This is a genomic window from uncultured Pseudophaeobacter sp., from assembly GCA_905479575.1.
GTDB lineage: Bacteria > Pseudomonadota > Alphaproteobacteria > Rhodobacterales > Rhodobacteraceae > Pseudophaeobacter.
Genome location: CAJQNB010000039.1, coordinates 1 through 12,605, shown reverse-complemented (window position 1 = coordinate 12,605; position 12,605 = coordinate 1). Strand labels below are relative to the sequence as shown.

Annotated in this window: 15 protein-coding genes and 1 tRNA gene; 7 read left to right on the top strand and 9 right to left on the bottom strand. The window is 56.0% G+C overall.

Going from position 1 to position 12,605, the window contains the following annotated elements:
* Window positions 1–121 precede the first annotated feature (121 nt).
* The 3 genes from QZ268_RS11735 to QZ268_RS11725 form a co-directional block, all read right to left on the bottom strand.
* Complete coding sequence (locus QZ268_RS11735; protein ID WP_295452626.1) at window positions 122–1,399, bottom strand: Hsp70 family protein; 1,278 nt, start codon at window positions 1,397–1,399, stop codon at window positions 122–124.
* A 710-nt stretch (window positions 1,400–2,109) separates the two neighbouring features.
* Window positions 2,110–3,516, bottom strand: coding sequence for a type I glutamate--ammonia ligase (glnA, locus tag QZ268_RS11730; RefSeq protein WP_295452624.1), 1,407 nt, complete (start codon window positions 3,514–3,516; stop codon window positions 2,110–2,112).
* Between the two features lie 39 nt (window positions 3,517–3,555).
* A complete protein-coding gene (locus tag QZ268_RS11725) occupies window positions 3,556–3,894 on the bottom strand; it encodes a P-II family nitrogen regulator (RefSeq protein ID WP_009808533.1) in 339 nt (112 codons plus the stop codon).
* 185 nt (window positions 3,895–4,079) lie between these two features.
* Here QZ268_RS11725 and QZ268_RS11720 point away from each other — a divergent pair, with 185 nt between their 5' ends.
* Window positions 4,080–5,735 carry an NAD(P)H-hydrate dehydratase gene (locus QZ268_RS11720; RefSeq protein ID WP_295452621.1) on the top strand — a complete coding sequence of 552 codons (1,656 nt, stop codon included), beginning with the start codon at window positions 4,080–4,082 and terminating at the stop codon, window positions 5,733–5,735.
* Here the strand turns inward: QZ268_RS11720 and QZ268_RS11715 are convergent.
* The gene (locus QZ268_RS11715; RefSeq protein ID WP_295452619.1) at window positions 5,732–6,271 is read right to left on the bottom strand and encodes a Hint domain-containing protein; all 540 of its coding nucleotides are present in this window, start codon (window positions 6,269–6,271) and stop codon (window positions 5,732–5,734) included. The two genes, QZ268_RS11720 and QZ268_RS11715, sit on opposite strands and share 4 nt — an antisense overlap.
* Before the next feature lie 216 nt (window positions 6,272–6,487).
* Between QZ268_RS11715 and QZ268_RS11710 the strand changes: the two genes are divergently transcribed.
* From QZ268_RS11710 to QZ268_RS11690, 5 genes are all read left to right on the top strand, one after another.
* A tRNA-Leu gene (locus QZ268_RS11710) sits at window positions 6,488–6,572 on the top strand.
* 141 nt (window positions 6,573–6,713) lie between these two features.
* Window positions 6,714–7,676, top strand: coding sequence for a site-specific integrase (locus QZ268_RS11705; RefSeq protein ID WP_295452616.1), 963 nt, complete (start codon window positions 6,714–6,716; stop codon window positions 7,674–7,676).
* A gap of 675 nt (window positions 7,677–8,351) precedes the next feature.
* Window positions 8,352–9,410 (top strand): ATP-binding protein, encoded by a 1,059-nt coding sequence (locus tag QZ268_RS11700; protein ID WP_295452614.1) that lies wholly within the window; start codon window positions 8,352–8,354, stop codon window positions 9,408–9,410.
* Window positions 9,403–9,747 carry an STAS-like domain-containing protein gene (locus tag QZ268_RS11695; RefSeq protein WP_295452611.1) on the top strand — a complete coding sequence of 115 codons (345 nt, stop codon included), beginning with the start codon at window positions 9,403–9,405 and terminating at the stop codon, window positions 9,745–9,747. Before QZ268_RS11700 ends, QZ268_RS11695 begins: the two co-directional genes overlap by 8 nt.
* Entirely contained in the window at window positions 9,748–10,275 is a 528-nt protein-coding gene (locus tag QZ268_RS11690; RefSeq protein ID WP_295452608.1) for a hypothetical protein, read from the top strand.
* A 192-nt stretch (window positions 10,276–10,467) separates the two neighbouring features.
* Here QZ268_RS11690 and QZ268_RS11685 read toward each other — a convergent pair whose 3' ends face one another.
* The 5 genes from QZ268_RS11685 to QZ268_RS11665 form a co-directional block, all read right to left on the bottom strand.
* Complete coding sequence (locus tag QZ268_RS11685) at window positions 10,468–10,698, bottom strand: hypothetical protein (protein ID WP_036784935.1); 231 nt, start codon at window positions 10,696–10,698, stop codon at window positions 10,468–10,470.
* Window positions 10,699–10,746: 48 nt separating this feature from the next.
* Window positions 10,747–11,406 carry a hypothetical protein gene (locus QZ268_RS11680; protein WP_295452602.1) on the bottom strand — a complete coding sequence of 220 codons (660 nt, stop codon included), beginning with the start codon at window positions 11,404–11,406 and terminating at the stop codon, window positions 10,747–10,749.
* Between the two features lie 7 nt (window positions 11,407–11,413).
* Window positions 11,414–11,680 (bottom strand): hypothetical protein, encoded by a 267-nt coding sequence (locus tag QZ268_RS11675; protein WP_295452599.1) that lies wholly within the window; start codon window positions 11,678–11,680, stop codon window positions 11,414–11,416.
* Window positions 11,681–11,950 (bottom strand): hypothetical protein, encoded by a 270-nt coding sequence (locus tag QZ268_RS11670; protein ID WP_295452597.1) that lies wholly within the window; start codon window positions 11,948–11,950, stop codon window positions 11,681–11,683.
* 74 nt (window positions 11,951–12,024) lie between these two features.
* Window positions 12,025–12,336, bottom strand: a complete 312-nt coding sequence (locus tag QZ268_RS11665) for a hypothetical protein (protein ID WP_295452596.1) — start codon at window positions 12,334–12,336, stop codon at window positions 12,025–12,027.
* Here QZ268_RS11665 and QZ268_RS11660 point away from each other — a divergent pair.
* A partial coding sequence (locus tag QZ268_RS11660; protein ID WP_295452593.1) for a DNA adenine methylase occupies window positions 12,305–12,605 on the top strand: 301 nt, incomplete at its 3' end. The two genes, QZ268_RS11665 and QZ268_RS11660, sit on opposite strands and share 32 nt — an antisense overlap.

Here is a 12,605-nt window from a genome sequence, read left to right as displayed (position 1 = left end):
GGCGGGCGGAGTCTAACGGGAAAACTGTGGTCTGCGTCTCATTTCTGACGCGGGCCTTTTAGGCAAAGGCAAAGGCAAAGGCACAGGTTAGGCAAAGGCACAGGTTAGGTAAAGGCACAGGTTAGGTGAAGGCACTGGCCGCTGATAGCGCCAGCCCATCTGCCACCGCCGTCATGGCATTGCGGTTCTCCACCGTCGCATTGGGGCAGAGCTGGCGCAGCCCTGTTTCAAGCGAAGACAGCAGCGAAGAGCCACCCACCATCACCAGCCGGTCAATCCGGGTCGGGGCCACATCTGCGGCCTCTAGGGTCTCAGCGGCGCTTTCTGCGATCTGTGTCATCATTTTGGCCAGGCTTTGCTGCATCAGGTCTGGTGAAAGCGGTGCAGACAGGCCGCGTTCCAGAATGCGCAGGTCAATCCGGGGGTCTGCGCCTTTCTCCTCACTGGCCCCGCTTACGCCATTGGTCTGGATCTTGCCGCGTTCCACCGCAAAAGCCAGGTCATGCCCCAGTTCGTCTTCCAGAACGGACACCAGCCGGTTCAGCTTTTGGGGTTCCACCGCATATTTTGCCAAATCGCGCGCGGCACGGCGGCTGTCGGCGGCATAGAGAAAGGGGATCATCTGCCAGGTGGCCAGATCGTTGAACAACCGGTTGGGTGCGGGCAGGGTCTCTTTGCCAAAGGCATTGCGGATCTGGCTGCCGCGTCCCAACAGCGGCATCACGTGGTCTATGCTGATCTGGCGGTCAAAATCGGTGCCGCCCAGGCGCACCCCGTGCGAGCCCAGAATGCGGGTTGCACCGGTGGCGTCCTGCTCAAACAGGGTGAAATCCGAGGTGCCACCGCCGATATCGACAATCAGCCCCAGCCCCGCCGAGGGCCTTGCAGAGCGCACAGCGGCCTCAGGCTCATAGAGAAAGCGCACGCCCTCAAAACCCGCTGCCAAATAACAGTCGCGCAGGTCGACTTCGGCCTGGGCATCGCGGGCAGGATCATTGCTGTGAAAATGCACCGGGCGCCCCGACAGTGCGTGGGTGAATGTCTGGTGCGTCGCGGCCTCAGCGCGGGATTTCACCTCGGAGAGGAAGCGCGCGATGATCTGGATAAAATCTGTAACCTCGCCGTTGATCCGCCGTTCTTCGCGCAACAGGGGCGTGCCCAGCAGGCTTTTGAGCGCCCGCATGAACCGGCCCTCGTCGCCATTAATCAGCGCCCGGGTGGCTGAGCGCCCAATGCGCATGGGGCGTTTGGGTTCAAAAAACACCGCCGTGGGCAGGGTGGTTTCACCGGGTTCCATCTCGACCAGCCAGGGACGGTCGCCAACCGCAATCCCCGCCGCAGAATTTGAGGTGCCAAAATCGATGCCCAAGGTGTTGGGGCAGATAGCAGTGGCGGTCATGGTGGGGGCTCCTTTTGGGCGATGGAACGCGCCTATCTATAGGAGCCAACATTTGGCTTCAAGAGGAAGGCGGTGAAATGGATCTAGCGTGGTTGAGGAGGGCGGTTCAAGCTCTTGTCATGGGGGTGCGATTGGGTAAGGTGCCCCGGAAAAAGGAGAAAAACCCCATGATCACAAAATCTGCGAAACTCTTCTTGCCTATCGCTTGCTGCGCGTTGCTTGCGGCCTGTGGCGGTGTGCCTGCCAGTAACCAGATTTCGTTCGACGATGATGGCAATGGCCGCTTCAGCGGCAGCGCTGGCGCGGATTGGACGCCACAAGAAATTAAAACCCAGATTTCTGGTCACGCCTGTGGCAATGGCCCTATTGCGGATTTCCGGGTCTCTGTGTTGCCCTCGGCGCCAGAGTACACGATTTTTTCAGGGCGTTGTGCCTCAGGGGCAGAGGGACTGAGTGCTGCAAGAGGGCCGCAAAACCAGCTTCTCAGCAGGCCGACAGCACAAGCCCTGCCAGTCTCAACAGCGCCAGTGGTCACAACCGTTGGCAACAGTGCTGGTTGGGATGGATCGACCCCATTTGTGGATTGATGCAGCTTAGTCCGCGTCAGGCTGTGCGTCTTGCGGCCTGTCCGTGTTGGGCGAACCAAAGCGGACACAGAAAAAGGGCGCCCAGATGGGGCGCCCTTTCGAATTCTGTCTAACCCATAGGGATTAGCAGCTGTAATACATGCCATACTCAACAGGGTGTGGCGTGTGCTCATAGGTCTGAACTTCTTCCATTTTCAGAGCGATATAGCCTTCGATCTGATCTTTGGTGAAGACGTCGCCCTGTGTCAGGAAGTCGTGATCGGCTTCCAGAGCTTCCAGCGCTTCGCGCAGGGAGCCACAGACGGTTGGGATATCGGCCAGTTCTTCTGCAGGCAGGTCATAGAGGTTTTTGTCCATGGCTTCACCGGGGTCGATCTTGTTCTTGATGCCGTCAAGACCAGCCATCAGCAGAGCTGCAAAGCACAGGTAGGGGTTGGCGGCCGGATCAGGGAAACGGGCTTCAACGCGCTTGGCTTTGGGGGATTCAGTCCATGGGATACGCACACAACCGGAGCGGTTACGGGCGGAGTAGGCACGCAGAACGGGGGCTTCAAAGCCAGGGATCAGACGCTTGTAGCTGTTGGTCGCTGGGTTGGTGAAGGCGTTCAGGGTCTTGGCGTGCTTGAGGATACCACCGATGAAGTACAGGGCTTCATCCGAGAGATCCGCGTATTTGTCGCCAGCAAAGAGCGGCTTGCCGTCTTTCCAGATCGACATGTTCACGTGCATGCCGGTGCCGTTGTCGCCGTAAATCGGCTTGGGCATGAAGGTGGCGGATTTGCCGTAGGCGTGGGCCACGTTGTGGATCACGTATTTGTATTTCTGCAGCTCGTCGGCCTGTTTGGTCAGGCTGTCAAAGATCAGGCCCAGTTCGTGCTGACAGGAGGCAACCTCGTGGTGGTGCTTGTCCACTTTCATGCCCAGACGCTTCATGGTCGACAGCATTTCGGAGCGCAGGTCCTGAGACTCGTCGGTGGGGTTCACTGGGAAGTAACCACCTTTGAGGCCGGGGCGGTGGCCCATGTTGCCCATTTCGTACTCGGTGTCGGTGTTCCAGGAGGCGTCTGTTGCGTCGACCTCATAGGAAACCTTGTTGATCGAGTTGGAGTAACGCACGTCGTCGAACAGGAAGAATTCTGCTTCGGGGCCCATGTAGGCCACGTCACCAATGCCGGAAGACTTGAGGTAGGCTTCAGCTTTCTGTGCCGTGCCGCGTGGGTCACGCTCATAGGCTTCGCCGGTGTCGGGCTCAACGATGGAACAATGGATGCAGATGGTTTTTTCGGCGTAGAACGGATCTACATAGGCGGAGGTGGTGTCTGCCATCAGTTTCATGTCGGAGTTTTCGATCGATTTCCAGCCGGCGATCGAGGAGCCGTCGAACATGAAGCCTTCTTCGAGGAAGTCTTCGTCAACCAGGTCCACGTCCACGGTGACGTGCTGCAGCTTGCCGCGCACATCTGTAAAGCGGATGTCGACATAGGCGGCATCTTCGTCTTTGATCATCTGGAGAACTGCGTCTGTGCTCATTCCCTTGGTCCTTCTGATTTTAATGTCAGGTAATTCTGTTTACAGCGCGTCTGTGCCGGACTCGCCGGTACGGATACGGATCGCTTGCTCGACGGGAGAGACAAAAATCTTACCGTCGCCAATCTTGTCGGTCTTGGCAGCATCAATGATGGCTTCAATGGCAGCATCGACCTGATCGGCCTCTAGCACTACCTCGATTTTCACCTTGGGCAGGAAGTCGACAACATATTCTGCACCGCGGTACAGTTCGGTATGGCCTTTTTGGCGACCAAAACCTTTGACTTCGATGACGGAGAGGCCCTGCACGCCTACATCCTGTAGCGCTTCCTTCACCTCGTCCAGTTTGAACGGCTTGATGATGGCTTCGATCTTTTTCATGCCTTGGGCTCCTCACAACCTTGTCGAAACTTCTCAGATCATTTCTTATCAGTGACGACAATGCGCTGTGCTGTCTCAGGGGGAGCGCGCTGGTCGATTTGAAGGCGAATGATTAAAAGATAGTCTATCCGCACAAAAAATGTGCAGAAGTGAATCGTCAGATCTTTGGGAGAAGGAGGCCCTGGATGATGGAACTGCTAACTGCGGCCCAGATGCGCGCCATTGAACATGAGGCCATTGAGTCGGGGGAGGTTACCGGGCTGGACCTGATGGAGCGCGCCGGCGCCGGCGTGGTCGCGGCCATCTTTGAGGAGTGGCCGGAGCTGGAAAGGGTTGGGCAAGAGGGCGGCCCAGAAGGGGGCGCTGCCCCCGATCCTGCGGATCCCCCCCGAGGTATTTTGGGCAAGATGAAAGCCCTGGTGCTTTGTGGGCCTGGAAACAATGGTGGCGATGGCTTTGTCGTGGCGCGATTGTTGCAGGCGCGGGGCTGGCAAGTGGATGTTTTCCTTTATGGAAACCCGATCGATCTGCCGCCGGATGCTGCAGAAAACTATCGCAGATGGGCCGCGGTGGGTGAGGTAAGGACCTGGAAGGACCGTGAAATAAGGGATGTATACGAGGGGGATGCCACAAGCCGTTTTCTGGTTGTAGACGCTCTTTTTGGCACTGGACTGACGCGGCCTATGCCGGATGATACTGCTGAGATGTGGCGCGGATTTATGCCGTCGCCAATCGTAAGCGATGGACGTGATCCTGGCGGGGATCGCTTTGTGGCGATCGATTTTCCCAGCGGAATGTGCAGCGATAGTGGCAAGGATTTCGGGGCTTTGCCGACCCATCTCACGGTGACATTTCACGCCGCCAAAATTGGCCATTACATGTCTCAGGACTGTGGCAGCTATGGTGGTTCGGATAACTGTGGCAGGCTACGTGTTGTAGATATTGGCATAAAAAAGACCGCCGCCAAAGGGCGCGTGACCCTTGTGGAGGCGGGTGGAGTGTTGGGCCAAACGAAGCGAGGGGGGCACAAATACAACCATGGTCACGCCCTTGTTCTTTCGGGGGGGCATGGCAAAACTGGTGCGGCACGGCTGGCGGCACGAGGTGCGTTGCGGATTGGTGCGGGGCTGGTGACGCTGGGGTCGCCGCGTTCGGCGATGTTTGAAAATGCGGCGCAGCTGACAGCGATCATGCTGCATCAGATTGATGGCGCTCATGGGGTGAGTGAGTTGCTGGAAGACAAGCGGCTCAATGCGGTGTGTCTCGGGCCGGGGCTGGGGCGGGGGATGGATACCCAGGCGGTGGTGATCGCGGCTTTGAAAGCGCAGCGCGCCACCGTTCTGGATGCCGATGCGCTCACTCGGTTTGAGAGAAACCCACAGGTGTTGTTTGATCTACTGCATGAACAATGCGTGCTCACACCGCATGGGGGGGAGTTTGCAAAACTCTTCCCGGATTTGGCGGCAAAACTTGCGCAGAGGCCGCAAACCGGCCCGGCCTATTCCAAGGTGGATGCCACCCGCGAGGCTGCGGCGCGCGCGGGGTGTGTGGTCTTGTTCAAGGGGGCTGATACGGTGATTGCAGATCCCACGGGGCGCTGTTCGGTGAATTCGGCGCAGTATGACAGGGCAGCGCCATGGCTGGCGACTGCCGGGGCGGGGGATGTCTTGGCTGGGTTTATCACCGGGCTTTTGGCGCGCGGCATGTCGCCAAAGGCCGCAGCGGAGGCCGGGGCCTGGTTGCACGTGGAATGCGCCCGAGAATTTGGGCCCGGCCTGATCTCTGAAGATTTGCCAGAGCAGCTTCCAGCCGTGTTGAGGCGGCTGGAACGGGACGGCTAACTGAGTGATCCGGTGGACTGTGGTTGGGCGCAGAGGGAGGCCTTGGCGGTGGCAACTTCCAACCCACCAGCATAGATGACATTGGGGCGGCTAAAGCGCAGAACGGTCAGCGTCATCTCATGCGGGCCGAGGTCACAGATGAACTCCCCATCGACCAGAGAGCCTGCCCGGGCCAAGGCCTGGGGAGAGCCAAAAATGGCTTTGGCCCGCCAGTCGCGCAGCAATACCTGCTGTTCGGCAGGCAGGATCAGGTCACAGTCCGGGCGGCTATCCCCAAGCGAGCCGGGGGCGAACCAAATGGCGTTGCTGGTGCAGAGATACTGCTCTACTCCCAAACAGCGTACTAGCCCCAGATCGCGCGAGATGATGTCGTCGCCGGGCTGAATTGACTCGGCCCTGCAGTCGCCTTGCCGCGTCAGCAACTGGGTGCCGGGTAGAAAGCCGATAGATGAGGTCTGAACAGGGGAGGATTGGCGTGGGTGCAGGGGCGCAGATTCAATTTTTACCCCCGCAGGCCTTAGGGCTTGCGATGTCATGATATTGTACTCTTTTTCTGCCTCAGTTTTTTTGAACCAAGCTAGGCGAGATCAATGAACAGGTCGCGTTCTTTCTTTTTGGTGCGTGCATAATACACGCATTTTTTCCAGATTGTTGCGCTCATGCATTGTTGTGATTTTGATGAAAATAGCGCTCGCATCCGGTTGCAACCTTTGCTATCCACCGCGACACGCAAAGAGTGATTTGCGAAACGTGCGGGTGTGGCGGAATTGGTAGACGCACCAGATTTAGGTTCTGGCGCCGCGAGGCGTGGGGGTTCGAGTCCCTTCACCCGCACCATCACTTAAACCGATATGAACGGTTTTGAACATTTATCCATATAAAATAAGAGTGTTACGGGTTTCTCAGAGTTGAGTGACTACCCATGATGTACAGAAGTGTGTATTGGTTTACGCATATTTTCCGCACGGTGCGTAATTCATGGCGTCTATTCGTAAGCTCAAATCAGGATACCGGGCAGAGATTGCCCGCAGGGGTATCCGAAAGTCAAAGGTATTCCCGACAAAGCAAGAAGCCAAGGATTGGGCTGCGCGGGCAGAATATGAGATACTGCACGGCGATAAGATCGCTGCCAAGCTGAAATTGGGTGAGCTGTTTGACCGCTATGCCCGAGAGGTGTCGCCATCGAAACGTGGTCACCGATGGGAAGTCATCAGGCTGGAGAAGTTTGGGCGAGATCCTATTGCTCAAATTCGCCTGGAGGATCTGTCTGCCAAAGACTTTGCCAAGTGGCGGGACAAGCGGTTGCAGGAGGTCGCCCCGGCAAGCGTCATTCGAGAAATGCAGCTCATGTCTTCGGTTCTGACTGTCGCGCGGCGCGATTGGGAGCTGATTTCAATAAACCCGCTGAGCGATGTGCGAAAACCTGCAAAGCCTCAGCCGCGTGATCGACTGCCAACCTCTGCCGAGATCGAGGCGATGCAGTTCAGCGCTGGTGAGGATCTGAGCAAGGCCACTGCGCGCGCATTCCATGCGTTCAAATTTGCGATGGAGTGCGCCATGCGCGCGGGAGAAATCGCAGGGTTGGAGTGGGATCGCGTCGATCTGGATCGCCGGGTGGCTCTGCTGACCCACACCAAGAACGGCAGGCCGCGCGAGGTGCCTTTGTCGACCAGGGCCGTCGAGCTCATAAGAGCCTTGCCGGAATTGGATCCCGTGTTTGGCCTGTCGTCTCGTCAGTTGGATGTGTTGTTCCGAAAGCTGCGGGACCGGGCAGGTGTGAAGGGGCTGACTTTTCATGATTCCCGCCATGCGGCCATTACGGCACTTTCAACCAAGCTAGATGTGCTGGCGCTTGCTCGGATGGTGGGACACACAGATTTGCGGCAATTGCGGGTGTACTATAATGAAAGTGCCGAAGAGCTGGCCAAGCGCCTTGATTAGGCGTTTGAAATTTGGCTGACAGAGAGTCTGCTAAGCGCAGTTTGCCGACTTTGCAAAGTCAGCGATTCATCGAGGAAGCCGACATTGTCGACTCATTTGACTAGCAATCAGCCGAGCCCGTTTTTCACATTTGCGGAGGCCACCACGCTGCCTTTACCTTTTCAGACTGTCGCAACGCCAAGCTGGTGAAGCGCCGAACTTGTACGGGTGGTTTGCACATGACGTCTTGGGCCTAGGGAAGCAGCGGTCACGTCATTGATATGACGCTATCCTTCATTTGCCACTACCTCTACCAAAAGTTTTTCAGCTTGCCGAATGGGATGCACAGCCCATGATTGAAATCTTGCACCCCCATACGTATCGCGTTAGCTACTTAAACGAATGGAGGCGGCAAGCCACTCCACTTTTAGAACTCAACAAACATCAGCCGTTCATACGGATTCAACAAGGGTGGTTCGCAACCAGCGCAAAGAGGCATAACTGAATTAAATGAAGAAACTCAGCGACCGATACAAAAGAACTCTCCTCTTTCGATCTCGAAGGTCCGTAAAGGTCTCAAAGTCTCGCCGGGCTAAGAGGCAACCAAAGCAGGTGCACTACAATTCCCAAACTACAGTTTTCCAGCCGTTCGTTGCCAAAGCTTGGGACGGCAATGAGGAGCAAGAAGTTCTATGTATGAAGCAGCCAATTTCGCCACCCCATCATATCAACTTTGATGATTATATCGAGGAAACATTGAGTTTTCTTCAAGCTGTCAGAGATAAAATTGGAAGAAAGCGTTTAGAAGGGGCTACCCGACCAACTTGGATCAAGGTTAAGCAAGGTAGAATTCCAAGGATCCACGGTTTCTATGATTACAGTCAAATTTCGTCGATTTCGATTTCTGCAGCACTTGTAGTTGCCGCGTGCTATGACCGTGCTGCACGAATTTCTGGAAAAGCGCCGCCAGCTATAAATTACCCTCAATGGCCACAGTCCGTTTTTCGCGTCCTATTCGACGTCGGATTTTTTGAGTTCATTGGCCACATAAAATCAGAAGATTCTGATCTGTGCCGTCATAGAGGAAATGACGGGTCTGGCAAAATCATGAGCGCCATTTCTGGAAAAAATGCCAATGGCCTGGAGGAGTGCTCCGGTGAAATTTTTAACTTGCTCAAGTTTCTCTCCTTCAAAGACGATGCTGCCGAAGTAATTTTGGCTGATGTTAATAGCGCTATTAGCGAAGCAATGATCAACGTTGCAAGACACGCTTACCCAGATGATTTCGTGCAGGAATCCGAATACGATACGGTCAATCAATGGTGGATGACTGCTCAGGCCGACCGCGAGAATCGGACACTGACGATTGTTGTCTACGACCAAGGTGCGACCATTCCGGGCACCCTGCCGCGTCGCGAGTGGTTCAAAAGGGCAGTTGAAGGGGCGATGCGCCAAGTGATTCCAGATTTCAGCTACTCGTCCGAACGGCGCGCAAGGGACCACGAATTTATTAACTATTCTGTGAAAGAAGGGAAAACGCAGACCGGAGACCACCAGAGAGGTCTAGGGTTGCCTCAAATGCAGTCCTTGATCGACCTGTGCGACGATGGATCATTGACCATTGTAAGTCGAGCTGGACTGTATAAGTATGGAAAGAACACTGGCGTTCATAAGCGTGCGCTACCAACTGAACTGGAAGGCACACTCATTGAATGGCACTTGTCCCTACCCGAAGGAGCAAGTCTAGATGGATGACTACATTATGATAAAACTATCTGATTTCTCAAAATTCCCATCTGGTCGCGACGACAATGACGGCGACTTTAATGGTGAGAAATACAGGGATTCAATTCTTGCCCCTCAGATCAAAGCGGCTAAAGCTTCTGGAAAAAAAATCGAAATTTCGATTGAAGGTGTGTTGAATTTCGGCTCTTCGTTTCTCGAAGAGGCTTTTGGTGGACTGGTTAGAAAAGGCATCGCCTCCAAAGATGACCTCAAAAACCTGCTGCGCATAACTCCTAATAATGATAAGTATGCGAGGTATCGTTCGGTAATTCTTAAACACATTGAGGAAGCGAAAGCTGATACCTAAATGACTGTTCATTACTTTTTGGAGGAATTTTTAGATCACTCTATCTTCACAGCTTCAATTTCGATTTCCACTGCTGCATCTTCACATGTGTTTCATAGCTATGCGAGCGCCACACTTGCAGTCCTAATAGGTGGGGGGCTTGCCTTTGCGTACACGAGGTATCTAGAGAGAAAAAAAACTCGCAGAGAAGTGCTTTCTGAATTTAGTTCTGATCTAAGCTCAATCCTTGACCTCTGTGAAGATTACTGGCTTGGTGATCATTCAAACCAAGATGAAAAAGTGAAATTGGACAAGTCGGGCCACATCCTGGCATCCAAGATTCTTGCCACAACTGAATACCGGCCATTGATTAAGAAGCTAATGAAAACGAGCTTCAACGACTTTGAGAGCCTGGATGTACGCCTATTTATGCTTGCTACAGGCGGCGGCTTTCAAACGAGGGGAATGGCCTCCTCTCCTGAGACCTACGCTGAGATTTCCTCTGTTATTTATAAAACCGAGCTAATTTTGCGAGAACTTCGAAGCTAACCCTTGATTGCATTCGCATAAATCCCACTTCACAGTTCCGGGTCGGGTGGCCCAAAGCTATAACCACCAAGCGGGTCAAAGGAAACGCCGACGGGTACAAGGTAAGATGGCCGTTTTCCCAACGTCTGGAAAGGGCTGGCAGTAGCCATTCATCTGTGGCGGGCATAGAATCGTGAAGGATGGAGCGAGCACTTAGATATCGAGGTTTTTGACCAACCCTTTGTTGCGTTCCAGCTTTCCATCTCTGACCCAGCGACGGACTGTCGCTTCTGACTTCCCCGCCTTTTGGGCGTATTCCGCGACTGTTATCCACTTGGCCGGCGGGCTGATTTTGGAAGATAGGAGTAGCTTCTTGATCTCGGTCAGTTCGTCCTGAAGACGTGCGAGGGCGTCAGCATCTACTGCAATAAGTTGCTGTGTCATTTTTGGTTCCTGGTTCGCGCTGCAGTAACAGCTGGGGTGGTTGTCGTGTCAGGCGGTAAATTTGTGATGACTGGCATAGTTGCCCCACTGATCTGCCATTGCGCTGGCAATGCCTGGGAATGTCTTGCTGCGGATCTGCCAGCGCAGTTTGCCTGGCGGAGCGCGGTGGATGGCGGACCAGCGTTTGTGGGTCTCTGTGCCTTTCTCAGGCGGTGTCAGCTTGTTGGTGGGGGTAAGCTTGGGCAACCCGCGCAGGTAAAGCCCTGTGGCCTTGAAGGCGGGCTCCCCAAACCACCAGGGCTGCACATGCTGGGCGGCGGGCTGAAAGTTCTCGATCCGCTGTTTTGCGTGTTTGTGCATCACCGGGTTTTCCACGGCGACGCGCGCGATCGGCGCATTCCAGCAGGCTGAAAACAGCGCGGCGCCTGCATTGAGGTCAGACCACATCTCAGCCAGGCTGCGCCCCTTTGGGGGCTGGTGCAGCCAGCGCACGCCGCTGTTGCACAGCCGGGTGCAGGGCGGGTGCATCACGGCCAGCAGATCCCAGCCCATATCCAGCACCTCGCGCACATCGCATTGCATGTGGCGGTTGCTGCGATCTTGCGCGGGCAACAGATCACAGGACCAGGCGTCATGGCCGCGCTCAAGAAACGCCCGGCGCACCGCGCCGCTGGTTTCGCAGCCGATCAGAACTTTCAACTGTTTCATGGTGGTCCTAGTCTTTTCCTGCGGCACGTCGCATGCGGCGGATACAGCGCCGCATGATGCCGGCGCGTTCCTGCCGCAGGGCTGCGAGCGCCAACTCCTTGCGCAGGATCCGGTTGTGCAGCCGCGCGAGGCGTTCAAATTCTTCCGGGGTGGCGTGATGCATCCAGGGCGCGCCAAGGCCGAACGGCTTTTCTTGTCGAGGGGCTGGCATCTCTGCCTGTACAGCAGCAGCAAGTGCACGGACGAAATCAGTCGGGGCGTGTTTTGTCGGCATTTACCCATGCTTTCTGGGGGCTTGGATGCGGCCAGACCAAATCAGGAAATCGGTGTGCATATTCTCAAACCGCAGGCGCGCAGCGGTGTCGGTTGCAAGCTGGCGGCGGCTAGTGACCTGGCAGACCGTGCGCAGATGTTCCGTGGCGGCTGTCGGGCTGAACTGGCCACCGGGAAAACCATTGCGGGTGGCGGCGTAGCGCTGAAAGGCCACGTCATGGGCCAGCATGGCGGCGCGCATTGGGGTCTTGTCCTGGGTGATCTGCTGCACTGGGGCCTCCTGTTGTCTTGATAGGGCGCGGCTGTTGTTCGTAAGTGGTCGACTGCCGCGCCCCTGTGCAGCGCTCACGCTGCTGGTGTTGCGGGGGCCTGCCCTTGGCCGTTGTAGGGGCAATCCGGGCGACCATCAGTGGCGCGGCGATTGCGGTTGCCAGCTTGATGGGCGGCTTTGGCCCAGGCGGTGATGGCGTCAAAGAAGTTGTCTGCGCTTGCCGTGATGCCGTGCAATTCGGCGCGATGCGTCAGGTTTTCCGGTTCCCACCAGTCCTGTGGATCATCGCTGGGCGGGGTCAGGTTGCCGCCCAGATCCTGAAATTTCAGAATTTTGCAAAGGCCCTGCTGGGCGGTGATTCCCGCCGCAGCTGAGCGGCTGCGCAAAACCGATCCCGCCACCCTGACAGACCTGCAGCGCGCCGCCCGGTTTTTGTATCTGCAGCGCCAGGCCTTTGGCGGCAAGCTCGGCGGTGTCTTTGGCGTGGCCACCGATCGTCCGTCCCGGTTTAGCTTGTCGCGCCTGGAACCAATCCTCGAGGCGGCCCATGAACGGCTGGAAAGCGTCATCTTCGAGAACCTCGACTGGTCAGATCTGATCCGCCGCTATGATGGCAGCAAGACGCTGTTTTACCTCGATCCACCCTATTGGGGCG